At 69.4% G+C, this 22453-nt stretch carries 25 protein-coding genes; 8 read left to right on the top strand and 17 right to left on the bottom strand.

Annotated elements, in window-relative coordinates; all coding sequences use genetic code 11:
• Window positions 1-77: 77 nt before the first annotated feature.
• Both CLV67_RS04585 and CLV67_RS04580 read right to left on the bottom strand, forming a co-directional pair.
• Complete coding sequence (locus CLV67_RS04585) at window positions 78-290, bottom strand: helix-turn-helix domain-containing protein (RefSeq protein WP_014447695.1); 213 nt, start codon at window positions 288-290, stop codon at window positions 78-80.
• Window positions 291-470: 180 nt separating this feature from the next.
• The gene (locus tag CLV67_RS04580; RefSeq protein WP_106315888.1) at window positions 471-1391 is read right to left on the bottom strand and encodes a proline dehydrogenase family protein; all 921 of its coding nucleotides are present in this window, start codon (window positions 1389-1391) and stop codon (window positions 471-473) included.
• An 85-nt stretch (window positions 1392-1476) separates the two neighbouring features.
• Between CLV67_RS04580 and CLV67_RS04575 the strand changes: the two genes are divergently transcribed.
• Window positions 1477-2016, top strand: a complete 540-nt coding sequence (locus CLV67_RS04575) for a CGNR zinc finger domain-containing protein (RefSeq protein ID WP_106315887.1) — start codon at window positions 1477-1479, stop codon at window positions 2014-2016.
• Here the strand turns inward: CLV67_RS04575 and CLV67_RS04570 are convergent.
• The gene (locus CLV67_RS04570) at window positions 2003-2812 is read right to left on the bottom strand and encodes a sugar phosphate isomerase/epimerase family protein (protein ID WP_106315886.1); all 810 of its coding nucleotides are present in this window, start codon (window positions 2810-2812) and stop codon (window positions 2003-2005) included. The genes CLV67_RS04575 and CLV67_RS04570 overlap by 14 nt on opposite strands.
• A gap of 85 nt (window positions 2813-2897) precedes the next feature.
• Between CLV67_RS04570 and CLV67_RS04565 the strand changes: the two genes are divergently transcribed.
• Window positions 2898-3716: a DUF3109 family protein gene (locus CLV67_RS04565; RefSeq protein ID WP_106315885.1), complete on the top strand. Its 819-nt coding sequence runs from the start codon at window positions 2898-2900 to the stop codon at window positions 3714-3716.
• Window positions 3717-3749: 33 nt separating this feature from the next.
• Here the strand turns inward: CLV67_RS04565 and CLV67_RS04560 are convergent, their stop codons facing one another.
• Complete coding sequence (locus CLV67_RS04560) at window positions 3750-4433, bottom strand: response regulator transcription factor (protein ID WP_106315884.1); 684 nt, start codon at window positions 4431-4433, stop codon at window positions 3750-3752.
• 30 nt (window positions 4434-4463) lie between these two features.
• Entirely contained in the window at window positions 4464-5744 is a 1281-nt protein-coding gene (locus CLV67_RS04555; RefSeq protein WP_373873121.1) for a sensor histidine kinase, read from the bottom strand.
• Between the two features lie 183 nt (window positions 5745-5927).
• On the opposite strand from CLV67_RS04555, the gene phoU reads away from it, so the two are divergent.
• Window positions 5928-6581 (top strand): phosphate signaling complex protein PhoU, encoded by a 654-nt coding sequence (phoU, locus tag CLV67_RS04550; protein WP_106315883.1) that lies wholly within the window; start codon window positions 5928-5930, stop codon window positions 6579-6581.
• A gap of 72 nt (window positions 6582-6653) precedes the next feature.
• Here phoU and CLV67_RS04545 read toward each other — a convergent pair whose 3' ends face one another.
• A complete protein-coding gene (locus CLV67_RS04545) occupies window positions 6654-7403 on the bottom strand; it encodes a phosphoglyceromutase (protein WP_106315882.1) in 750 nt (249 codons plus the stop codon).
• Window positions 7404-7539: 136 nt separating this feature from the next.
• Here CLV67_RS04545 and CLV67_RS04540 point away from each other — a divergent pair, with 136 nt between their 5' ends.
• The gene (locus tag CLV67_RS04540; RefSeq protein WP_106315881.1) at window positions 7540-8781 is read left to right on the top strand and encodes an MDR family MFS transporter; all 1242 of its coding nucleotides are present in this window, start codon (window positions 7540-7542) and stop codon (window positions 8779-8781) included.
• Between the two features lie 706 nt (window positions 8782-9487).
• Here CLV67_RS04540 and CLV67_RS04535 read toward each other — a convergent pair.
• Window positions 9488-9970, bottom strand: a complete 483-nt coding sequence (locus tag CLV67_RS04535) for a type III secretion system chaperone family protein (RefSeq protein WP_106315880.1) — start codon at window positions 9968-9970, stop codon at window positions 9488-9490.
• Window positions 9964-11262: a D-inositol-3-phosphate glycosyltransferase gene (gene mshA / locus CLV67_RS04530; protein ID WP_239166032.1), complete on the bottom strand. Its 1299-nt coding sequence runs from the start codon at window positions 11260-11262 to the stop codon at window positions 9964-9966. The genes CLV67_RS04535 and mshA overlap by 7 nt, the downstream gene beginning before the upstream one ends.
• 153 nt (window positions 11263-11415) lie before the next feature.
• Here mshA and CLV67_RS04525 point away from each other — a divergent pair, with 153 nt between their 5' ends.
• Window positions 11416-12171 (top strand): SDR family oxidoreductase, encoded by a 756-nt coding sequence (locus tag CLV67_RS04525; RefSeq protein ID WP_106315878.1) that lies wholly within the window; start codon window positions 11416-11418, stop codon window positions 12169-12171.
• A gap of 2 nt (window positions 12172-12173) precedes the next feature.
• The gene (locus CLV67_RS04520) at window positions 12174-12938 is read left to right on the top strand and encodes an SAM-dependent methyltransferase (protein ID WP_106315877.1); all 765 of its coding nucleotides are present in this window, start codon (window positions 12174-12176) and stop codon (window positions 12936-12938) included.
• On the opposite strand, the gene CLV67_RS04515 is transcribed toward CLV67_RS04520, so the two are convergent.
• Both CLV67_RS04515 and CLV67_RS04510 read right to left on the bottom strand, forming a co-directional pair.
• Window positions 12935-13327 carry a response regulator gene (locus CLV67_RS04515; protein WP_106315876.1) on the bottom strand — a complete coding sequence of 131 codons (393 nt, stop codon included), beginning with the start codon at window positions 13325-13327 and terminating at the stop codon, window positions 12935-12937. The genes CLV67_RS04520 and CLV67_RS04515 overlap by 4 nt on opposite strands.
• A gap of 127 nt (window positions 13328-13454) precedes the next feature.
• Complete coding sequence (locus CLV67_RS04510) at window positions 13455-14669, bottom strand: S8 family peptidase (RefSeq protein WP_106315875.1); 1215 nt, start codon at window positions 14667-14669, stop codon at window positions 13455-13457.
• A 256-nt stretch (window positions 14670-14925) separates the two neighbouring features.
• Here CLV67_RS04510 and CLV67_RS04505 point away from each other — a divergent pair, with 256 nt between their 5' ends.
• Together CLV67_RS04505 and CLV67_RS04500 are read left to right on the top strand one after the other, a co-directional pair.
• On the top strand, window positions 14926-15138 hold the full coding sequence (locus tag CLV67_RS04505; protein WP_106315874.1) for a DUF7455 domain-containing protein: 213 nt from the start codon (window positions 14926-14928) through the stop codon (window positions 15136-15138).
• A 55-nt stretch (window positions 15139-15193) separates the two neighbouring features.
• On the top strand, window positions 15194-16975 hold the full coding sequence (locus CLV67_RS04500) for a sensor histidine kinase (RefSeq protein ID WP_106315873.1): 1782 nt from the start codon (window positions 15194-15196) through the stop codon (window positions 16973-16975).
• A gap of 60 nt (window positions 16976-17035) precedes the next feature.
• On the opposite strand, the gene CLV67_RS04495 is transcribed toward CLV67_RS04500, so the two are convergent.
• From CLV67_RS04495 to CLV67_RS04465, 7 genes are all read right to left on the bottom strand, one after another.
• Window positions 17036-17707 carry an SRPBCC family protein gene (locus CLV67_RS04495; RefSeq protein ID WP_239166033.1) on the bottom strand — a complete coding sequence of 224 codons (672 nt, stop codon included), beginning with the start codon at window positions 17705-17707 and terminating at the stop codon, window positions 17036-17038.
• Between the two features lie 81 nt (window positions 17708-17788).
• Complete coding sequence (locus tag CLV67_RS04490) at window positions 17789-18538, bottom strand: hydrolase (RefSeq protein ID WP_106315872.1); 750 nt, start codon at window positions 18536-18538, stop codon at window positions 17789-17791.
• A 148-nt stretch (window positions 18539-18686) separates the two neighbouring features.
• The gene (csrA, locus tag CLV67_RS54150) at window positions 18687-18929 is read right to left on the bottom strand and encodes a carbon storage regulator CsrA (protein ID WP_106315871.1); all 243 of its coding nucleotides are present in this window, start codon (window positions 18927-18929) and stop codon (window positions 18687-18689) included.
• A gap of 80 nt (window positions 18930-19009) precedes the next feature.
• Complete coding sequence (gene fliW, locus CLV67_RS04480) at window positions 19010-19408, bottom strand: flagellar assembly protein FliW (protein ID WP_239166034.1); 399 nt, start codon at window positions 19406-19408, stop codon at window positions 19010-19012.
• 41 nt (window positions 19409-19449) lie between these two features.
• Window positions 19450-20337: a flagellin N-terminal helical domain-containing protein gene (locus CLV67_RS04475; protein WP_282958701.1), complete on the bottom strand. Its 888-nt coding sequence runs from the start codon at window positions 20335-20337 to the stop codon at window positions 19450-19452.
• 60 nt (window positions 20338-20397) lie between these two features.
• On the bottom strand, window positions 20398-21903 hold the full coding sequence (gene flgK / locus CLV67_RS04470) for a flagellar hook-associated protein FlgK (protein WP_106315868.1): 1506 nt from the start codon (window positions 21901-21903) through the stop codon (window positions 20398-20400).
• Window positions 21903-22388, bottom strand: coding sequence for a flagellar protein FlgN (locus CLV67_RS04465; RefSeq protein ID WP_106316425.1), 486 nt, complete (start codon window positions 22386-22388; stop codon window positions 21903-21905). Before CLV67_RS04465 ends, flgK begins: the two co-directional genes overlap by 1 nt.
• Between the last annotated feature and the right edge of the window lie 65 nt (window positions 22389-22453).

Genomic DNA, 22453 nt, shown 5'->3' with positions numbered 1-22453 from the left:
CACGGCGCGCGTAGACCCGGGAACCAACCGGTCCAGCGTACCGGCACGTTCCCGTCGGGCCAACACGACCCCGGTCGTCAGGCGCTTTGCGAGAAGGCGCCGCGAAGATACTCGTGCACCGCGTGCTCGGGCACCCGGAACGAACGTCCGACCCGGACAGCGGTGAGGTCACCGCCGTGCACGAGCCGGTAGACGGTCATCTTGGAAACCCGCATCAGCGCGGCCACCTCGGCCACGGTCAGAAACCGTACCTCCGAGAGTCGTTCCTCGGTCTGGGCTGGACCCGTCATCTCGTCGCACCGATCCTCTCACTGGCACGATCCGCCGCGGCCGGTGGCTCCCGGACGCCGCGGGGACGACGTGCGTGTCATCAGAACGGTATCGATACGGCTGTGACCAACGCGATACGTTCCGTGAAATGCCCAGAAAAAGTCAAGCCCGACACGCCGGATACGTGGTGGTATGGACCTTTATTTCCGAGACGTCACCGCGCGTGCCAGGAAGCCCACGTTCGCCGGGCGGTCGGCGAGACGGCGCATCAGGTAGCCGTACCACTCGGCGCCGTACGGCAGGTAGATCCGCACCGTGTGGCCGTTGCCCAGCAGCCGGGACTGCTCCTCGGGGCGGACGCCGTAGAGCATCTGGAACTCGTACTCCGCGGGGGAACGGTCGAACCAGCGGGCCCGGTCCTCGGCGATCGCGATCAGCCGCGGGTCGTGGGTCGCCACCATCGGGTAGCACTCCCCCGACATCAGGATGTTCAGGCAGCGCACGAACGACTTGTCCACGTCGAGCGCGGACTGGAACGCCACCGACTCCGGCTCCGCGTAGGCGCCCTTGCACAACCGCACCCGCGAGCCGGCCGTGGACAGTTCCCGGCAGTCCCCCTCGGTCCGGCGCAGGTGCGCCTGCAGAGCGGCGCCGGTCGACGGGTAGTCGCGGCGCAGCTCGACGAGGGTCTCCAGGGTGGCGTCCGTGGAGACGTGATCCTCGGCGTCCAGCGTGACGGTGGTGCCGGCCTCCGCCGCCGCGGCACAGACGGCGCGCGCGTGCTCGTACGCCAATTTCTCGTCGATCCTCTGGCCGAGGGCCGAGAGCTTCACGCTGACCTCGACCGCCGGAGTGAGTCCGGCGCCCTTGAGCCGTCCGAGGACCGAGAGGTACTCGTCGCGGGCGGCCACCGCCTGCTCTATGGTCCGGGTGTCCTCACCCAGATGATCGAGACTGACGGTCAGGCCGTCGTCGGCCAACTCGCGACTGACCTGCAGAACCTCGTCGGTGCTCTGCCCGGCGACGAAGCGCTGCACGATGCCGCGGCTGACCGGGGCGGACTCGACAAGGCGCCCGATCCGGGCGGAGCCGGCCGCGGCGAGAAACAGGGAACGGAGCATGCGCCGAGCGTAACCTTCGGACCTGGTCCGGACGCCGGGCAACACATACGTGCCCCATCGGGCCCGGTGCGGCTACCGTTGTCGGGTGAACTTCGATGCGTACGCCCGGACCGCGATCGACCTCGTCAACGCGGGCCTGGACGATCTCGCCGGGTTGCGGGCCCTGTTCTCCGGCGAGCAGGCATACATGCGCGACCAGGTCGCCGAGAAGGACCTGGTGACGTTCCGCCGCGCCCAGCGCCGGCTGCGTGAGGTCTTCGAGTTCGGCACCACCGGACAGGACAACGAGGCCGTGCGCGAGTTGAACGGCCTCCTCGAGGCGTACCCGGTGCAGCCACGCATCTCCGGTCACGACGCGAGCGACTGGCACATGCACGTGACCAGCCGCGGTTCCTCGGTCAGCGCCGAGTACCTCGCGGGCGCCGTCTGGGGCCTGTCGGTCTGGCTCTGCGAGTACGGCAGCGCCCGGTTCGGCATCTGCGCCGACGAACGCTGCGGCAACGTCTATCTCGACACGTCGTCCAACAACTGCCGCCGCTTCTGCTCGGAGCGCTGCGCGACCCGGTCGCACGTGGCGGCGCACCGCGCCCGCAAGCGCGCCGCGGAGAACCTCACCCCTGCGTGACCGCTTTGCTCGGCTCGAGGTGCAGCCGGGCGAACTCCAGCGCCTCACGCAGGTCAGCCTCACGGGCCGGCCGGCTCGCCGCCTTGCGCGTGTTGATCTCGAGCGCCACCGAGCCGGTGAACCCGCGGCCGGCCAGCGATCGCAGCAGTTCGGCACAGGGCTGATTGCCCCGGCCCGGCACCAGGTGCTCGTCGCGGCCCTCGCCGGTCCCGTCGCCGAGGTGCACGTGCCGCATGCCGGCGCCCATCCTGTCGGCCATCTCCAGCGCGTCGATGCGGCTGGCGGCACAGTGCGAGAGATCGAGCGTGTAGGCGTCGAAGCCGGTCTCGGTCGGGTCCCAGCCGGGGTTGTAGGGCACCACCCAGCGGCCGGCCATCTTGACCGGGAACATGTTCTCCACCGCGAAGGTCAGATCCGGGTGCCGGCCACGGACCCTCATCAGGCCCTCGGCGAAGTTGCGCGCGTAATCACCCTGCCAGCGGAACGGCGGGTGCACGACCACGGTCGGCGCGCCGAGCGTCTCGGCGAGCTGGGCGGCGCGGGACAGCCGCTCCCACGGGTCGGAGCTCCACACCCGCTGGGTCACGAGCAGGCAGGGGGCGTGCACCGAGAGGACCGGCACGTCGTAGTGGTCGGCCAGCCCCTTGAGGGCGCCGGCGTCCTGGCTGACGGCGTCGGTCCACACCATGACCTCGAGACCGTCGTAGCCGACCGTGGCCGCCATCTCGAACGCCGCCGCGGTCGGCTCCGGGAAGACCGAGGAGCTGGAGAGAAGCACGGGTACGCGGGAAGTCACGCCCCCAAGCGTAGCCGCGTGCAACAGGGCCGGATATATCAGCTCTAAACGGTCATGATCCACCGGTGGGCGTACGCTGAGCCGGATGAGCCGCGCGACACCACGCCGGGAAGTACCGCTCGACTTCCCTCGCGAGTGGATCGAGTTCCTCGATCCCGCCGACGAGCAGCACCTGGTCCGGGCCGACCTGACGTGGCTCCTCTCCCGCTGGACCTGCGTGTTCGGCTCCGCGTGCCGGGGCATCCTGCCGGGCCGCGCCGAGGACGGCTGCTGCTCGCACGGGGCGTTCTTCACCGACGCGGACGACGAGAACCGGGTGAAGGCGGCGGCAGCGAAACTCACGCCGCAGACCTGGCAGCACTACCGTCGCGGGTTCAAGAATTACACCGAGGTGGACACCGTCGACGGCAGCAAACCCGCGCGACGTACGGCCACCCGCTCCGCCGACGGCCCCTGCGTGTTCCTCAACGAGGCCGGCTTCGAGGGCGGCGGTGGCTGCGCCCTGCACGCGCAGGCGCTGCGGGACGGTGTGCATCCGCTCAAGTACAAGCCGGACGTCTGCTGGCAGCTCCCCGTCCGCCGCGAGCAGGACTGGATCACCCGCCCGGACGGCACGAAGCTGCTGCAGTCCACGTTGAGTGAGTTCGACCGGCGCGGCTGGGGGCCGGGCGGCCACGATCTGGCCTGGTGGTGCACATCGTCGCCGGACGCTCACGTGGGGACCGAGCCGATGTATGTCACCTACGGCCCGGAGCTGACCGAGCTCGTCGGGGTGGCGGCTTACGAGAAGCTGGCCGAGCTCTGCGCGAACCGGCTCAGGGCCGGCCTGGTCGCCATCCACCCGGCAAGCGCCGAGAAGCGTCGGGTGACCCGATCACGGGCGGGCCACCCGACCACTCCATAGTCCCATGACAGGATGTCAACAGGCAAGGATTGATCACGGTTCGAATTTGTAGCCGAGTCCTCGAACGGTGACGATGTAACGCGGCGCCGACGGCTCCGGCTCCACCTTGGAACGCAACCGCTTGACGTGCACGTCCAGGGTCTTGGTGTCACCGACGTAGTCGGCGCCCCACACCCGGTCGATCAGCTGGCCGCGGGTGAGCACCCGGCCGGCGTTGCGCAGCAGCAGTTCGAGCAGCTCGAACTCCTTCAGCGGCAGCTGCACCCCACCGCCGTCGACCGTCACGACGTGGCGTTCGACATCCATCCGGACCGGGCCGGCCGCCAGGGTCGGCGTGGTGACCTCGGCAGCCTCGGTGCCCTGCCGGCGGAGCACCGCACGGATCCGGGCGACCAGCTCACGAGGCGAGTACGGCTTGGTGACGTAGTCGTCCGCACCGATCTCCAGACCGACGACCTTGTCGATCTCGCTGTCCCGGGCGGTCACCATGATGATCGGTACCGCCGAACGCTGCCGCAACTGCCGGCACACCTCGGTACCGGACATCTCCGGCAGCATGAGGTCGAGCAGCACGATGTCGGCGCCGGTCCGGTCGAACTGCGTCAGGGCGGAGGTCCCGGTCGCTGCGACCGACACCTCGAAACCCTCTTTGCGCAGCATGTACGACAGGGCGTCGGAGAACGACTCCTCGTCTTCGACCACGAGCACGCGGGCCAATGAAGTTCCTTCCGTCGTCGGTGGATGGGCTCAGCGCCCGGCCACACCGGACTCGATCTCAATCGCCGTCGGTGACGACGAGGGGGCTTCCGGGGGTCGCGCCGGTAGGCGCAGGGTGAACGTAGAACCGTCACCGAGTGAACTGGTCACGTCGACGCGGCCGCCGTGGTTGGTGGCGATGTGCTTGACGATGGCGAGGCCCAGGCCGGTGCCGCCGGTGGACCGGGAACGGGCCTGATCAGCGCGGTAGAACCGTTCGAAGACGCGCTCGACGTCCTGCGGGGCGATACCGATGCCCTGGTCCGTGACGTCGATCTCGATCCAGTCGTCGCTGTTACGCATGGTGATCGAGACCTTGGTGTCCTCGCCCGAGTACGCGATGGCGTTCTCGACCAGGTTGGTGACGGCGGTGGCGATCTGGCTGTCGTTGCCGTACGCCATGGTGCCCTTGGCCCCGTCGTACGTGATCTCGATGCCCTTCGCCGACGACGTCGTCCGGGTGCGGTCGACCACCTCGGCGATCACCCAGTCCAGCGAGACCGGCTCCGGGTTCGGCAGCGGCTCCGCACCCTGCAGCCGGGTCAGCTCGAGCAACTCGTTCACCAGACGCCCCATCCGGGCGGACTCGTGATGGATGCGCTCGGCGAAGCGCCGCGCCGCCAGCAGGTCCTCGGACTGCGACTCAAGAGCCGCCTCGGGCAGTTGCGTGGCGTCGAGCAGCGCCTCGGCCAGCAGCTGGAGCGCGCCGATCGGAGTCTTGAGCTCGTGACTCACGTTCGCCACGAAGTCACGGCGGACCCGGGCCAGCCGGTGCGCCTCGGTCACGTCCGCGGCCTCGACCGCGACGTGGGTCGCGTTCAGCGCCACGGCCCGCAGGTGCAACCCGAGCGGGGCGTGCCCGCCGCCGGCCCGGCCCCGCGGAAGATCGAGCTCGACCTCCCGGCGTACACCGGTGCGCCGGACCTGACCGGCCAGGGTGCGCAGGATCGGATGGGCCGCGATGGTGCCGGGAGCCCCGCCGGAACGGAGCAGCCCCATCGCACGGGCGGCCGGGTTGACCAGCACCGGATGGTCGTCCGCGTCGAGGACGACGACACCCACCCGTAGCGAGTCGAGACTCTTGCGGCCGAGCCCTTTCAGGCCGTGTTTGCCCGCCGGGCGGTCGTCGTCCGGTTCGATGGCGGTTCTCCCCTCCGGGGACCCGCCCAGGACCGATCCACCCGGTCGGCGAATCCGGGCAAGGACCAGCCCCGCTCCCACACCGACGGCGAGCGCGGCAGAAACCATGCCGACGGCGTATTCCCACTCCACCCCGCGATCGTAGGGTCATTGTTTACCTGAACCACAGGGCCATTACGGCAAATCGGGCGCACGTCGAATAATGTTCACCACCAGGCCCGCCCTCGTTCACCGGTGTTCATGTTGCGGCTGTCCCACGCCCATAGCCTGGGTCGCGGCACAACGGCCGCCGCCAGGGAAAGAGGACTTGAGGACATGCGCGAGGAGTACCAGGCCGATCTGGTCGAGGTGAGCCGCCTGCTGGTGACGATGGCGGAGTCGGTCCGCGCGGCGCTGCGCAAGGCGACGTCGGCGCTGCTGACCGCCGACCTGAAGGCCGCCCAGTCGGTCATCGAACGCGACTCCGAGGTCGACGCGATCTACGAGCAGGTCGAGCTGAAGGTCGCGGACACCATCGCCCGGCAGGCGCCGGTCGCGTCCGACCTGCGACGCGTCATCACGGCGCTGCACATCGGCGCCGACCTGGAGCGGATGGGCGACCTGGCCGAACACGTGGCGAAGACCGCCGCCCGGCGTCACCCGTCACCGGCCGTGCCGGCCGAGCTGCGGCCCACGTTCAAGGGGATGGCCGAGGTCGCCGACCAGATGGCCGAGAAGATCACCACACTGATCGCCAAGCCGAACGCCGAGGGCGCGGCCCAGCTCGAGTCCGACGACGACGCGATGGACGACCTCGAGCGCGCCCTCTTCAAGATCATGCTGGCCGACGACTGGCCGTACGGCGCGGAGACCGCGATCGACGGCGCCCTGCTGGGCCGCTTCTACGAGCGCTACGCCGACCACGCCGTCAACATCGGCGAGCACCTGATCTACCTGGTCACGGGCGAGACGGTGGTCAGCGAGGACTGAGGTCGATCTCGGGCGCGAGCCCGGAGATCCGGGAGCCGGGGCACCACGGGGGTGTCCCGGCTCCCGTCGTTGTTACTTCTTGCCCTGGTTGGCCACCGCCGCGGCGGCCTCCTTGGCGGCTACCGGGTCGAGGTAGGTGCCGCCCTTGGTGATGGGGCGCAGGTTGTCGTCCAGGTCGTAGCGCAGCGGGATGCCGGTCGGGATGTTGAGGCCGGCGATCGCCTCGTCGGAGATGTCGTCGAGGTGCTTCACAATCGCGCGCAGCGAGTTGCCGTGCGCCGCGACCAGGACCGTCTTGCCGGCACGCAGGTCGGGGACGATCGCGTCGTACCAGTAGGGCAGGGCCCGCACCAGCACATCCTTCAGGCACTCCGCCTTCGGCAGGGTCTCCGGGGCGAGGTCGGCGTAACGCGGGTCGCCGCCCTGGGAGTACTCCGAGTCCGCCTCGATCGGCGGCGGCGGGACGTCGTACGACCGGCGCCAGAGCATGAACTGCTCCTCGCCGTACGTCTCCAAAGTCTGCTTCTTGTCCTTGCCCTGCAGGGCGCCGTAGTGGCGCTCGTTGAGGCGCCAGTGACGCTTCACCGGGATCCAGTGCCGGTCCGCGATGTGCAGCGCGATCTCACTGGTCCGGATCGCACGCCGAAGAAGGCTGGTGTGCACCACGTCGGGCAGCACCCCCTGCTCCTTGAGAAGCTCGCCGCCACGCCGGGCCTCACCCTCACCCTTGGCGTCCAGGTCCACGTCGACCCAGCCGGTGAAGAGGTTCTTGGCGTTCCACTCGCTGTTGCCGTGCCGCAGCAGCACCAGTGTTCCAGTCATGACCACATCTTCCCCCGAGCCGTGGCCGCCTGTGCGGGCCACCCGGTACGTGTCCGCCACCACACCGAAACCCGCTTGCGCCGCAACGTCGGATGTAAGGGAATAAACGGCGCCGACTACTTACGGGGAGACGATCGTGCGAGGTTGGTTACGGCAGGCCGCCGGTGGACTGCCCCGGCAGTTCTGGTTCCTGTGGACCGGCACCCTGATCAACCGGGTCGGATCGTTCGCGGTGCTCTTCCTGAGTATCTACCTGACCGCCGAGCGCGGGTTCTCGCAGAGCCAGGCCGGCCTGATCCTGGGCTTCTACGGTGTCGGCGGCGCCATCGGCACGCTCGGCGGCGGCGTCCTGGCCGACCGCTGGGGACGTCGCCCGACCATGCTGATCGCACAGTTCGGCGCGGCCGCGCTGATGCTGGCCCTGGGGTTCGCGCAGACGTACCCGCAGATCGCCGTGGCGACCTTCCTCCTCGGCCTCTTCTCCGAGGCGGTCCGGCCGGCCTTCTCGGCCATGATGATCGACATCGTGCCGGAACGGGACCGGGTCCGGGCGTTCTCGCTGAACTACTGGGCGATCAACCTGGGTTTCGCCCTCGCGGCCGTCATCGCGGGCTTCGCCGCGAAGGTCGACTACCTGCTGCTCTTCGCCGGCGACGCGGCCACCACGCTGATCACCGCGACCATCACCGCGATCTTCCTGGCTGAGACACGTCCGGCCCGGAGCCCGGGGCGCAAGGCGGAGCCCGGCGGCCTCGGCACGGCGCTGCGCGACGGCAACTACGCGGTCTACCTGCTGCTCACCTTCATCGTGGTGCTGGTCGTCCTGCAGCACCTGTCGACACTGCCGATCAGCATGCTGGCCGACGGGCACACCGCCGCCACATACGGCACGGTCATCGCGGTGAACGGCGTTCTGATCGTCTCCGGTCAGCTCTTCGTCCCGAAACTGATCGAGGGCCGGGACAGCGCCAAGGTCCTGGCGGTCGCGGCACTGCTGATGGGTTCCGGTTTCGGGCTGGTCGCTCTTGCCGAGACCCCCATCATGTACGCCTTGACAGTGATCATCTGGACGCTGGGCGAGATGCTGCAGTCCCCCAGCAACGCGGCCACCGTGGCAGCCCTGGCCCCGCCCAGCCTGCGCGGCCGGTACCAGGGCCTCAACTCGCTCGCCTGGTCCGCCGGCACCGCGCTGGCCCCGATCCTGGGCGGCCTGGTCCTGCAGAAGGCCGGTGGCGCCGTGCTCTGGGGCGGTTGCTTCGTCCTGTGCGTCGTGGTCGCGGCGGGTCACCTGACGGCCGGTCCGGCCAGGGCCCGGCGGGCGATGCGGCTGCGGATCGCGCAGGAGGAGGAGTCCGCTCGCGCGGAGGCCATCGCCTGAAGATCAACCCCGGCTGTGTCGCCTTGGCGGGAAAGCGGATTTCTGCAGTCGTCGTGCCCATTAGCCGGGGTGCATCGACAGAAAGCGATCCGAGCATGACCAATAAGTGAACGGCAGAAACAAGCCGGAAACAAAAGCGCCGGCGGCGGCGGGCGACACCCATCCCCATAGGCGCCGCCCGCACTTACCGCCGGTCTCGGGTCGCGCCGTCCCCCAACGGCTCATGCCACCCGTCCCCAAACGCCGATCCGCGGCGATCATTGCTGATCGACCCGTTCCCCGAACTAACGGCTCGGCGTCCATCGACCACGCTAGTTGGGGCGTGCAACCCTCACAAGCCGATTTCGTGTCGACATCTGTCTCAACCGTCACATTCACCAACTACCAACCGATCGGACGAGTACCCAATCACTCTTCCGGGTTCTCTCGGATGGGAAGAAATCACGACAACTACCGTTCAGTAACCCGGCAGCGGCAAATGGGCGCACGAGTCTAGACGGCCGTCGAACCAGACTCCCAGAGCTCCAGGGAATCCTCAGGACATCGCCAGGAGACTGGCAGTACCCAGGGCGCTCGCGATCCACACATCGGCGACGGACACGATCGGTGAAGAACACGATCGGATCGCGATTACCCACCGCAACACCACAATGGACCGGGCGGTACGGATAGACGGCTCTTGATGATCAGAAAGCGTCGCCGCGGGTCAGTCGGCGTCCTCCATCAGATGCCGGAACGCCTGCAGGTTCGCCGTCGACTCACCCCGTTTGACGCGCCAGTCCCATTCACGGCGGATCGACGTACCGAAGCCGATCTCCAGCATGGTGTCGAACGACTCGTCGGCATAGGTGAGCACCGATCCGAGCAACCGGTCCAGCTCGTCGGCGTCCAGGCCCTTCAGCGACACCCGTCCGGTCAGGTAGACGTCACCGGCCGTGTCGATAGAGAACGCGACGCCGTACATCCGGGCGTTACGGCGCAGCAGCCAGGCCCACAGGTCCTCGTGCCGCTCGTCGGGCCGCCGCATGACGAACGCCTCGATCCGCAGCGAGTGCTCGCCGACGATCAGGTTGCAGGCGGTCTTCAGCTTGTGCGTGCCGGGGAGCGTGACCACATAGGACCCGTCGCCGGTCGCCTCCCAGTCGAGCTCCCGCTCGGACAGGGCCCGTTCGATCAGTTCGGTCACCATGCGCAGGACGCCCTTTCGAGTCGCGCCGTGATCAGCGCCCGATGCTGTGCCACCGCGTCACGGTAGACCTGTAGCAGAGTGTCGGCCGTGCGATTCCAGGAGAACTGCGACGCGTGGACGACCGCGCCGGCGGCCAGACGGTGCCGATGGGCCGGCGCGTCGAGCAGCCGGTCCAGCACCTTCGCCCAGTCCCTCGGGTCGTGACCGTCGATGAGCACGCCGCTGACCCCGTCGCGCACCGCGGTGACCAGACCGCCGACCGCGGCCGCCACCACCGGCGTACCGCAGGCCTGTGCCTCGAGCGCCACCAGGCCGAACGACTCGTTGTAGGACGGCACCGCGACCAGATCGGCGGCCCGGTAGAGGGCGGCGAGGTCGTCGCCGGTCTGCGGGGGCAGGAACACCACCGATCCGGTCACGCCGAGCGTCGCGGCCAGCTCGATCAGCGAGGACGGCCGGTCCAGGCCGCTGCCACTCGGGCCGCCGCAGATCACCAGGGTGGCGTCGGAGCCGGAGGCCCGCATCTCGGCCAGCGCGGCGATCAGCACGTCCGGCGCCTTGAGCGGCTGGATGCGACCCACGAAGGCGATGATCCGGCCGCGCTCGGGCAGACCGAACCGGGCCCGGTCCGCCGCGCCCGGCCGGAACCGCCGCAGGTCCACGCCCGGCTCCACGACACTGACCAGGGACGGGTCGGCCTCGTAGTGGGTGATCAGGTCCTGCGCCTCGAAGCCGGTGTTGGCCACAAGCCGGTCGGACGCCGCGACCACCTGCTCCTCGCCGATCACCCGGGCCTTCGGCTCGGGCCGGTCACCGGTCGCGATGAACCTGTTCTTGACCTTGGCGAGGGTGTGCGCGGTGTGCACGTGCGGCACGCCCCAGCGCTCCCGCGCCAGCCAGCCGACCTGCCCGGACAGCCAGTAGTGCGAGTGGATCAGGTCGTAGTGGCCCGGCGGGTGCGCGGCCTCGGCCTGCAGCACGCCGTTGGTGAAGGCGCACAGCTGAGCCGGCAGCTCCTCCTTGGCCAGGCCCTCGTACGGCCCCGCGGTGACGTGACGCACGTGCACACCCGGCGCCATCTCGACGACCGGCGGCAGGTCACCGGCGGTGGCGCGGGTGAAGATCTCCACCTCGACGCCGCGCTCGGCGAGCCGCTTGGTGATCTCCACGATGTAGACGTTCATGCCGCCCGCGTCACCGGTGCCCGGTTGTTCCAGGGGCGAGGTGTGCACGGAGAGGGTGGCGATCCGGCGGGGAGTCGGCCATCCGCCGCCGGCCCGTAGCTCAGCCACGCTGACTCCCTCGTGTGTCGGATATACAGAATTGTTGTTACGCCAAGGTTCATCTTCCCCATCGGCCCACCGCGAACCACCACACAGCCGACCCGGGGTGATCCAGGTCATTGATCGCGCGGCGGGAATCTCCTCATGGACGAGAATCGGGATATGCAGAACATCGCAGTGGTCACCGGGGCATCGAGCGGGATCGGAGCGGCGACGGCACGCCGTCTGGCCGGGGAGGGATACCACGTCGTGGTCGCGGCACGGCGCGCCGACCGGCTGGAAGCGCTGGTCAAGGAGATCGGCGCGAACGCCACCGCGATCGAGTGCGACGTCACCTCCGACGATTCGGTGGCCGATCTCGCCACCGCGGTCGCCGGGCTCGGCGCTCCGGTCACCCTCCTGGTCAACAACGCCGGTGGCGCCCGCGGCGCCGACCCGGTGGAGTCCGGGTCGGTCGACGACTGGCAATGGATGTACGACGTGAACGTGCTCGGCACCCTGCGGGTCACCAAGGCTCTGCTGCCGGCATTGGAGGCGAGCGGCCGCGGCACGATCGTGACGGTCGGGTCCACGGCGGCCTTCACGCCGTACGAGGGCGGTGGCGGTTACGTCGCGGCCAAGCACGCCGAGACCGCCCTCGTCGGGACACTGCGGCTGGAACTCTGCGGCCGGCCCGTCCGGGTGATCGAGATCGACCCCGGCATGGTGCGCACCGACGAGTTCGCACTCAACCGCTTCGGCGGCGATCAGGGGCGCGCCGACTCCGTCTACGCCGGGGTGAGCGAGCCGCTGGTCGCCGACGACATCGCCGACTGCATCGCCTGGGCCGCCACCCGCCCGCAGCACGTCAACGTCGACCGGCTCGTGGTCCGGCCGATCGCCCAGGCCGCGCAGCACAAGGTGCACCGGGAGCAGTAACGGTGGTCAGGCCGATCGGTGCGATCACCCGGGGCACGACCAACCCGAACCGGCTCCGGCGGGTGGACAACTTCATCTCGTACCGATGCGGTGGGCTCTTGAAGGAAGCGGCGCAGCCGCTCGTGGTCGATCTGGGCTATGGCGCCACCCCGGTGACGGCGGTGGAGCTGCGGGACCGTCTCGCCGCCTCGGTGCGCGCCGACGTCGCGGTGGTCGGTCTGGAGATCGATCCGGTACGGGTGAGCGACGCGCTGCCGTTCGCGGACCCGCCGTGGCTGGAGTTCCGGCGCGGCGGGTTCGAGCTGGCCGGGCTCACGCCGGTGGTGGTGCGGGCGTTCAACGTGCTGCGTCAGTACGCCGAGGACGAGGTGGCCGCGGCGTGGCGGACGATGACCGCCACCGGCGCGCTGCTGGTCGAGGGCACCTGCGACGAGCTGGGCAGGATCGCCACCTGGACGGTCGTCGAGGACGGTGTCCCGTCGACGCTGACCCTGTCGGCGCGGCTGCCGGCGTTCGAGCATCCGGCGGTCTTCGCCGAACGGCTGCCGAAGGCTCTGATCCACCACAACGTGCCCGGTCATCCGGTGCACGAGTTGCTGCGGGCGCTGAGCCGGGCGTGGGAGACCGAGGCGACGCCGTTCGGGCCGAGGCAGCGCTGGCAGGCCACGGTCCGGCGGATGCGCGCCGAGGGCTGGCCGGTGCTCGACGGTCCGGCCCGGTGGCGGCTCGGCGAGCTGACGCTCCCCTGGCCCGTCCCGTCGGCCTAGTCGCCGCCGATCGCCGACTTCAGCGCCTCGAGCAGGGCGTCGGCGGTGAACGGCTTCTTCACCAGCACGTCGTCCTCGCCGATCTCGCCCTTACTGACCGCGATGTCCTTGGGCAGTCCGGAGACGAAGACCACGCCGATGCCGGGACGCAGGTCCCGGATGGTCTTCGCCAGGTCGCCCCCGGAAGCACCGGGCAGGGTCAGATCGGTGATCAACGCGTCGATCTTGCCGGGATGATCGCGGCAGATCGAGATGGCCTCGTCCTGATCGCCGGCAGCCGACGTGGTGTACCCGCGCCGCTCCAGCATGCGGCGCATGATGTCGCGCAGATCCTCCTCGTCGTCGACGACCAGGACTGTCGGCCTCTCGGCGACCGGCGCCTCGGACATCTGGGTCCTCCTCGGGCTGGGGTCGCTCTCACGCTATCCGCCCGGGTGGCCCGGCGTACGGCGTTTCGTGGCTGTGCGCCACCGCTGTCTCAGCGGCGCTGAGACAGCGGTGCGACACAGCCGGGTTTCAGTTGGTGTTGAGGTGACCGGTGTAGAGCAGGCGGTTCGGCGAGCCCTTGCCCGGGTTGCGGACCAGGCCCGAACCGGCGTTGGCGACCAGGTCGTCACGAACCTGACGGGGCGTCCAGTCCGGGTGCGCGGCGAGGGCGAGGGCGGCCGCGCCGGCCACGTGCGGCGACGCCATCGAGGTGCCGCTCATCGTCTGCACCGCAGTGTCCGAGGCCTTGCCGGCCGACTTGATGTCCACGCCGGGAGCGAAGATGTCCAGGCACTTGCCGTAGTTGGAGAAGGCGGGCCGGGCGTCGGCCGAGTCCACCGCGCCGACCGTGATCGCGTCCGGAGCCGCGGCGGGCGAGCCCTTGCAGGCGTTCTTGCTCTCGTTGCCGGCGGCGACCGCGTAGGTGACACCGCTGTCGACGGAACGCTTGACGGCCGCGTCGAGCGCCTTGCTGACCGGACCGCCCAGGCTCATGTTCGCCACGGCGGGGCGGTTGGCGTTCTTGGTCACCCAGTCGACGGCCGCGACGAAGTCGGAGAACGAGCCGGAGCCGTCACAGCCGAGCACCCGCAGGGCGACGATCTTGACGTCCTTGGCCACGCCGTAGGTGGCGCCGCCGATCGTGCCGGCGACGTGCGTGCCGTGCCCGTGGCAGTCGTTGGCGACCGCGTCGCCGTCGACGAAGTCCCACCCGTTGCCGGCCCGGCCACCGAACTCCTTGTGGCCGACCCGGACGCCGGTGTCGATCACGTACGCGGTGACCGCGGACGCGGACTTGTAGGTGTAGGACTTCGACAGCGGGAGCTTGCGCTGGTCGAGGCGGTCCAGACCCCAGGTGAGCTTCTTGGCCTGGGTGGCCTTCACGGCCGTGGTGGTGATGGTGGCGTCCTGCTCGACGAACTCGACGGACGGGTCCGCGGCCAGGCGGCGTGCCTGGCCGGCGGTGGCCTCCAGGTGGAAGCCGCGCACGGCGGACCGGTAGTCGTCGGCGACCTTGCCGCCGTACTTGCGGACCAGCTCGCTCGAAGCCTCGGAGCCGGGCTTCAGGACGACGATGTAGCTACCCGGGATGGCGCCCTCCACGCCGGCCCCGGCGATGGTTCCCACTGCGGGCGCGACCGGCGCGGCGACGGCCGGCCCGGTCAGACCCCAGAGGGTGACGGTGGCGGCGCTCGCGGCAACGGTCAGTCGGATGGACAGGCGGCGGGCGTCGTTACCGAACATATGAAGTGGGTCCTCTCGGTCGTGTTCTCAGGTCGTCTTTTCATTCCGGCCTGGGGGGCATGCCGAAAGCAGCTGAGGGCAATGTTGGAGAGGGCCGGTAGCGCCCTCGGGTTCGTGTGAGTTGTGGCCCGGTTGCACGATTCCGGCGGCCGGATCACACCTCGAACCTCTAAGCCGACCGTGCGGAGGGCCGAACTTCTCGCTGTCAGCACCGCTGCACCGCTACCGACTACCGCTACCGAGCAAGGAGAGCGATATGACCGCACTGCTGTCGCCCGAGATCGACACCGTCGGTGAGATGACCGAGCGCTGCGATCGTTGTGGGGCGGCCGCCAAGCTGGAGGTCGTGCTGACCAGCGGTGGGGACCTGGCCTTCTGCGGGCACCACGCCAACCGTCACCGCGCCGACATCGCCAAGGTGGCCAGCAAGATCCGCCTGGAGGACGGTTTCGACTGGGCGGGCAAGTAACCGCTCACCCGGGTGGCCCGCGTTATGCTCTTTCCCTCACGTCTTGGGGGTATTTGTGCATATCGCGGCGCGTGACGTGGGCAGGCTGTCCCGGCTGACCGCCGGGTGCGCCGGAGTCACGGTCGCCGTTTTCGGCGCCCTGCACACGTCCGGCACCGGGCCCGCGCCGGCCCTGATTCCGGCCGGAATCGCCCTGATGCTCCAGGTGATCCCGGTGACCGGCGTTCGTGCCGGTCGGCTACGTGCCGTGGCGGCGGCGCTGCTCGCGCTTGCCGCCACCGGCGCGGGCGCCGCCGCCCTCGACACCCATCCCGCCGCGGCGGTGGCCACCGCCCTATCCGGGCTGGCCCTGGCCTGCCTGGATCTGCGCGTGCCCCGGCAGGGCGGCGGGATCGCATTCCGGGTCGCCGACCCACTACTGCTGGGCGCCGCCATCATCGCGCTGGTCGCCCTGGTGCCCCGACTCTTCGAACCGGCCTTCCCACCCGGCCGCGGACCGGACAGCGTCATGCCGCCCTACCTGGCCGGAGCGCTGCTCTGCCTGGCCACGGGCACCATCCTGGCCCGGCCCGAGACGGGACCGCTGCACACCCTCGACGACACCGGGCCGCGCGCCGCCGTCCGTCGGCTGGCGCCCGCCCTGATCGCCGCTCCCATCGTCGCCGCCCTGGTCAGCGCGTTCGCCGCGCGGACCGGTTCAAGCCGCCCGGTGGCCGCAGTGAGCACCGGCGTGATCCTCGCCGCCCTCGCGCTGCTCGCCCTGCTCGCCTATCTCGTCCGCACTCTGGACGACGCCGACCAGCGTCAACGGCACCTCGTGGCCGAGCTGAAGGAGCGGCAGGACTTCGCACAGACCCTGCTGCAGTCGATGAACGAGGCCGTCATGGTCCTCGACGCCAATTACCGGGTCATCGACGTGAACCGCCGCTGGCGCGAGCTGACCGGCCACGACCACCCGCCCGAGGACGCGCCGCCGCTCCCGCCACCCGGCACCGGCGGCGACTGGCTGCTGCCCCGCGCCGACGGCACCGGCGTCCCGGTGCTCGCCACCATGGCGGCCATCCCGGACGCGGCCGGCACCCCACGCGGGTACGTGGCCACCTACATCGACATCGCCGAGCGCAAACAGGCCGAAGAGGCGCTCACCGAGCACGCCGCCGAGCTGGAGCGCGGCAACGCAGAGCTGGCCGCGGCCCTGGCCTTCAAGAACGACCTGACCTCGATGCTGACCCACGACGTGGCGCAGCCGATCAGCTCGATCGCCAGCCTCGCCGAACTGCTCTGCGCCGACTGGGCCGACCTGCCCGAGGACATCCGGCTCGAGCTGGCCACGAAGATCGACAAGAACACCCGGCGGCTCATCAAGATGATGAACGACCTCCAGCTGCTCTTCCGCCTGGACACCGGGACGGTCACCGCCCGGCGCGTGCCGGTGCCCCTGCTCGAGGTGGTCGAGACGGTCTGCGGGGACACCAGTGGCAGCGGCGACGTCGAGATCGTCATCGACGAGGAGGTGGCGGCGCTCGCCGACCGCGGCCACCTCACCGTCGTGGTGGAGAACCTGCTGAAGAACGCTCTCACCCACGGGGCGCCGCCGATCCACATCGAGGCCGGCCGGGAGAACGGCGGGACGGTACGCCTCGCGGTGCAGGACAGCGGCGCCGGCATCCCGGCCGACGTGCTGCCCAATCTGTTCGGGCGTTTCATCCGGGGCGCCGGGCTCGGCCTGTTCATCGCGCGGCACCTGGTCGAGGCGAACGGCGGGTCGGTCCGCTACGAGCATGCCGAACCGCGCGGAGCCCGCATGGTGGTCACCCTCGAGGCCGCCGCCAGCTGAACGAAGAGACCCGGCGACGTGAACGTCACCGGGCCCGCGAAGCAGTCAGATACAGCTCACTCAACCGCGCTCTTCCTCGTTGATCACGCCGTTGCCCCACATGTCGGTGCCGGTGCTGTGGCCGCCCATCCTGGCGGTGCCGACAGCGCCGTTGTCCCAGCCGGCCCCCGGGCCGGAACCGGCGTTGCGGTTGCGGATGCGCGCGGCCACCGCGGCGGGCGACGGGGTGTCCGTACCGACGCCGGGGATCAGGGTGTGCTGCCGCCCGGACAGGGGCCTGGTGCTCACGCCGCTGTGCGGGATCGGCCGGCCGCCCAACACGCCGCTCTCCACCAGACCCTTGAACGTCGTCAGGTCGGCCTTGAGGCGGCGGTTCAGGGATTCCTGGCCGTGCCGGTCGCTGGGCATGAGGAAGGCGATGTCCGCTTCCAGCTGGGCGACGACCTGGGTCTTCGTCTCACCCATCGGGCGCAGCGTGATCGTCTCCGCGAGCAGCGGGCCCTCCATGGTCGACCAGGAGACCCGTTCGTCCGGCGACCGTTCGATGATCTGAGCGTCGAACTCGCGGCGCTTCCCGTCGACGTCCATGATCCAGTGGGTCTGGTCGGCACCGATCGACGTCACCTGCCGCACACCGGTCATGAAACGGGGGTAGTTCTCGAACGCCGCGAGCTGCTCATACACCGTGTGGACGGGGGCACTGACCTCGATAGCCTGCTGAACCATGCTCATCGCAACTCTCCCATGCTGAAGTGCTGGCATGACAGAGAGTACGGAGACGAGTGCCAATCGTGTTCGGTTTCGCTGTTCTACTCAGACACGTCGCAGGTAGTGCCAGCGACCCACCTCGACGGCGTACCGGGCGTCGCTCGCCGGCACCACCGGGACACCCGCGTCGAGCAGCATCTCCACCACTCGCGGGGACGGGCTGCGCCAGGCCTCGCTGACCTCGACCACCGATCCCGTGGTCCGGCACGCGGAGGCCAGCTCGGCGATCAGCTCGGGCGTGACAGCGGAGTCGTCCAGACCGGCCTGACCCAGCAGTGTCAGCGGGCGGGCCAGCTGCGCCGGCACGTACCGGGACGCCCGCTCCAGGCCCTTCACGGTCGCCGCCACCAGCAGTTCCGCCACCTGCGCCGGGACGAGCCGGCCGGTGTCCAGACGGTCGCGCACCTCGCGCGGGGTGAACAGCTCGCCCTCGACCGGCAGGCCGGAGACCGCCACCGAGAGCGCGTCCAGCGGGGCCAGGTCCGGCGGCAGCGCCAGCCAGCCGTCCGGGCGGACCACCTCCACCTCGGCGGCGACCCGCAGGGTCATCTCGGTACGGTGCCGGGCCCGGCGCACGGCGTCGGCGTACGCCGACAGCCACGTGGTCTCCGGGCCGGCCTGGTCGGCGAAGGTCAGTGCCGTCAGGCCAACCTGGTCCGCGGCCGAGACCACCACACCGACGGCATCCCGGCCGGCCGCGAACCCGGTGTGCACGTGCGCGTCCACCGCCAGATCCAGTGCGCAGGCCGTGCCGACCGCACCGCCACCGATCACTGATTCGCGCTCTGCGCCCACACTCTCTCCCCGGCTGACAGGGACGGGTCTCTCCCGCCGATGATGAGAGTGCGGCCCGGACGTTGTCTCCGGGGTCAGCGGCCGGTGCAGCTCAGGAGCTAGAAACGCCCGCCGCGATGATCGCGGCGGGCGTTTGTCCTCGTCTTCGTCAGTCCGGCGTATCCGGCTTCTCGAGCATCCTGGTGAGCGCGTGGACGGCGTCCTCGGTGGGTGACGCGGCCGCCCGGTTGGCCTCCTGCAGTTCGCGGTAGACCTCCTCGCGGTGCACCTGCACGTCCCGCGGAGCCTGGATGCCCAACCGGATGACGTCACCACGCGCCTCGAGCACCGTGATGACGACGTCGTCGCCGATCATCACGCTCTCGCCGGCCCGGCGGGTCAGCACAAGCATCGGTGCCCTCCTCCATCCATGGAACGCCACAGCAAAGGCGCGGCCGCGAGGTTAACGCGACCGCGCCCGCCGAGGGAGGGTCAGAAGTGCCGGTTCATGATCGCCCGGACCGGGTAGCCCGACCCGGAGAGGACGACCTGCATGGCACGCATGCTGTCGCGGTCCACCACGATCGGTGCGAGCAGGTTGGCCGTGGTCTCGTTCTCGCTCGCCGTGATGACCGTGAGCAGCAGCAGCCGGTCCGGGTCCTTCGTGTTCAGGGCCGCGAACACCGCGTTCTCGATCTCCGGGGCGTAGTCCGGGAAGAACGGCTCCGGCGGGGCCACCAGGAAGCGGAGCTCCGGGTTCTCGATGGACGTGAACGCGTACAGCAGACCGTCGTCGTTGAGCCGCACCAGAACGAATTCCCGGTGCCCCGGGAAACCCGGCATGGGCACCGCCATCGAGATGGTCGGCAACCCCAGCGACGGGTCGGTCATGGTGGCCTCAATCGGTCGGGACGCGGTGCGAGTAGTCATGGTCACCTCAGGAAATCGATGAGCGAGGGCTGGATCACCTTGGCCGTGGCGGCCAGGGCGGCCTGATACGAGGTCTGCTGGAGTTGCAATTCCATGATCGCCTTGGGCAGGTCGACATCCTCGATATCGGACAGCTGCGACGACACGGACATCAAGCGATCCTCTGCGGACTGCTTCATCTGTGTAACCCGATTGTATCGGGCGCCAACGTCGGAAAGGGTTGACTTCACAATTTCAGTGGCTTTATCGAGGTTTTCCAGGCCAGTCTGGATGGTCTTGTAATCTCCTTCGCGCATGGCCGTCGAGAGCCGGTCCAGGACTCGGAAGAGTTGTGCCTCGTTCGTGACGTCGTTGCCGTTCTCGTCCTGCACGACTTCCTCGCCGAACACCTCCGGCCCACGGACCTCGACTCGCACCTTGGCGTTGGGACCGATGGCACGTAGCGTCTCGCCGGCTATCTCGCCCTCGTACGTGCCTCCCGTGGTGTACGCCGTCGCGTCCGGAGTGGACCCACCGAACACGGGCCGATCCAGGTACTTTGTGTTCGCGTACTGAACGAGAGTTCCTTTGATCTGTTCGATCTCCACCGCCCGGGCCCGGTTCGCCTCCGGAGTGCTCTGCCCGCCGCTGCTCGACGCCTCGAGGGTCAGCTGACGCACCTTCTGGAGGCGGTCCGTGACGCTCTGCAGGGTGTCCTGCACCGTGCCGAGCCGGCCCATTGCGTCGTCGGCGTTGACCGAGTACTTCTTGTTCGCACGCACCTCGCCGCGCAACTGCAGCGCGGTCACCGTGCCGGTCGGTGAATCCGACGGCCGGCGCAGCTGCTTGCCGCTGGAGATCTGGTCCATCGCCTCCTGCGTCCGGCCCAGGTTCCGTTGCAGACTGGCCATCGTCCGGGTGCGAGTACTGCTCTCGGTGACTCGCGGGCTCATACTCATCAGGTCTCCCCCTTACCTGCCGACCAGACCGGTGCGGTTGATGAGCTGGTCGAGCATCGAGTCGATCGTCGTCAGCACGCGGGAGGCCGCCTCGTATCCACGCTGGTAGGTCAGCAGGTTGGTCATCTCCTCGTCGAGGTTGACCCCGGATTCGGCGTCCCGCGCGGCGTCGACCTGATCGGTCACGGCGTTCTGGATGTCACGGCGACGGATCGAGGACTGCGACGCCACCCCGAGGTCGCCGATCAGCTGCTGGTACGTCGCGTCGGCCCCGGTACGGGAGTCGGCCAGGTCGGCCAGGGCGTCCGCGCGGTTGCCGTCCAGCACCTTGAGTCCCGGTGGAGCCTGACCGGTCGGGTCACCCGACGAGACCGCGAGCTTGTCGACGTTGTTCAACAGGTCCTGATTGACGGTGATGGTCGCGGCGTTGATCACCGGACGGCCGTCGGCGTCCACGCGGCCGTTGCGTTCCACGAAGAAGTCGAGGCCGGAGCTACCGTCCACCCCGTAGGCGGGCATCGGGTTGCCGTCGGCGTCCAGAGCCGTGCCGTTGTGCACGCTGTTGACCGTCGTCGCCAGTGTCGTGGCCACGTCGTCCAGCCGCTTCGACCAGCCGGCCAGAGTGCCGTCCCTCGCGAGCAGCTCCACCTGCGAACCCATGGTTCCGCCGACGTCCACCGACACCTCGGGCGGAAGATCCGTCCACCGTAGACTGACGTTGTAGTTGGCCAGATCCTCGATCCGGTTCGCGGCCGGCTGAGCGATGGCGATCGTCCGGGAGTTGAACTCGGCGACCACCTGGGCGCTTCCGATGTAGACGCTGGTGGCGCCGTTCGGCATTTCCGTGGCCGTGGCACCGGCCAGCTCGGCGAGTTTCTGGATCTGCATGCCCCGCTGATCCATCAGCTCGTTCGCCTGCAGGCCGGCCTGGGTGGCCACCACGATCTCCTGGTTCAGCCGGGCGATCGAGGCAGCCGTCTTGTTGACCTCGCCGACATAGGTCTCCAACCCGGCCCTGGTCGACTCGTACTGACTGTTCAGAGCACCGGCCGCGTCGTTGAGGGAGGCCGCGACCGTGGTCGCCTGCTCCAGCAGAGCCGCCTTCGGCGCTTTCTGCGACGGGTTGGCGGCGACCGCGTTCCAGCCGTCCCACATGTCCTGGAGCCGGGCCTGCAGGGCGGTGTCGCTCGGTTCCCCGAAGACGTCCTCGATCAGCGCGTGCGCCCCGGCCCGCTCGTTGTGATAGGCCGAGTTCGCGTGCTCGGTGTAGCTCCGATGGTCGAGCGCCGAGTTGCGCAGCCGCTCGACCGAGGAGACGGTGACCCCGCTGCCGACCGCGTCGGTGGTCGCGTAGATGCCGGGCACCAGGTTGGCGTTCTGCGCATGCATCACGACGCGCTGCCGGGTGTACCCCTCGGTGTTGGCGTTCGCGATGTTCTGGCCCGTGACGTCCAGGCCCCTGCGCTGCGCGTACAGAGACGTGAGTGCCGTGTTGAGTCCGCCGAATGTGCTGCCCATCAGATCGCCTCATCAACCAGGGTGGGGCGCCGCACGGCGCCGCTGACGGTCTGGCCCTGCGGTCCGTACGTTTCCACAGTCTCAGCGAACGCGAGCATGGTTTCGCGAGCCGCGCGCTGTCCCGCGGTGAGCAGGTCGCGATTGACGTCGGCCAGGGCCCGGATCTCCGACGTCAACATCAGGAAGGCTTTGCGGTGCTGGTGCAACAGCTCCGACCAGGGGTCCGGCGCGGCGTCGGCCAGCTCGCCGAGCGACGCGTCGGCCGACAGGCCCAGCTCGATGGCGACCTCCTGGGAGTACGCCGCGCGGATGACCTCCGTCTGCCTGATCTGATCCAGGACCACCTCCACCTCACGGGTGGCGTGGCTGAGCCAGCGGGACCGGTTGGACGCGAGGAGCAATTGCTCCTCCTCAAGCTTGAACAGCAGCATCTCCAGCAGCTCGCGTGAGCGCCAGAGGACACTGGCCAGGTCGGTCAGGCTCACCCGGTCCTCCGTCGTACAGCTCGTCGGGCTCACCCCCTCGGCGGACCCGCTCATTCGGACAGGTC

This window comes from Actinoplanes italicus, from assembly GCF_003001815.1.
GTDB lineage: Bacteria > Actinomycetota > Actinomycetes > Mycobacteriales > Micromonosporaceae > Actinoplanes > Actinoplanes italicus.
This window is presented reverse-complemented; position numbering and strand designations above follow the sequence as displayed.

Bases quoted from the DNA above. Each gene is read 5' to 3' on its own strand.
- CLV67_RS04585 (WP_014447695.1), bottom strand. From the start codon at position 290: ATGACGGGTCCAGCCCAGACCGAGGAACGACTCTCGGAGGTACGGTTT.
- CLV67_RS04580 (WP_106315888.1), bottom strand. From the start codon at position 1,391: ATGCTCCGTTCCCTGTTTCTCGCCGCGGCCGGCTCCGCCCGGATCGGG.
- CLV67_RS04565 (WP_106315885.1), top strand. From the start codon at position 2,898: ATGAGCCGCGCGACACCACGCCGGGAAGTACCGCTCGACTTCCCTCGC.
- phoU (WP_106315883.1), top strand. From the start codon at position 5,928: ATGCGCGAGGAGTACCAGGCCGATCTGGTCGAGGTGAGCCGCCTGCTG.
- CLV67_RS04545 (WP_106315882.1), bottom strand. From the start codon at position 7,403: ATGACTGGAACACTGGTGCTGCTGCGGCACGGCAACAGCGAGTGGAAC.
- CLV67_RS04535 (WP_106315880.1), bottom strand. From the start codon at position 9,970: ATGGTGACCGAACTGATCGAACGGGCCCTGTCCGAGCGGGAGCTCGAC.
- CLV67_RS04525 (WP_106315878.1), top strand. From the start codon at position 11,416: ATGCAGAACATCGCAGTGGTCACCGGGGCATCGAGCGGGATCGGAGCG.
- CLV67_RS04515 (WP_106315876.1), bottom strand. From the start codon at position 13,327: ATGTCCGAGGCGCCGGTCGCCGAGAGGCCGACAGTCCTGGTCGTCGAC.
- CLV67_RS04510 (WP_106315875.1), bottom strand. From the start codon at position 14,669: ATGTTCGGTAACGACGCCCGCCGCCTGTCCATCCGACTGACCGTTGCC.
- CLV67_RS04505 (WP_106315874.1), top strand. From the start codon at position 14,926: ATGACCGCACTGCTGTCGCCCGAGATCGACACCGTCGGTGAGATGACC.
- CLV67_RS04495 (WP_239166033.1), bottom strand. From the start codon at position 17,707: ATGAGCATGGTTCAGCAGGCTATCGAGGTCAGTGCCCCCGTCCACACG.
- csrA (WP_106315871.1), bottom strand. From the start codon at position 18,929: ATGCTTGTGCTGACCCGCCGGGCCGGCGAGAGCGTGATGATCGGCGAC.
- fliW (WP_239166034.1), bottom strand. From the start codon at position 19,408: ATGACCGACCCGTCGCTGGGGTTGCCGACCATCTCGATGGCGGTGCCC.
- CLV67_RS04475 (WP_282958701.1), bottom strand. From the start codon at position 20,337: ATGGCCAGTCTGCAACGGAACCTGGGCCGGACGCAGGAGGCGATGGAC.
- flgK (WP_106315868.1), bottom strand. From the start codon at position 21,903: ATGGGCAGCACATTCGGCGGACTCAACACGGCACTCACGTCTCTGTAC.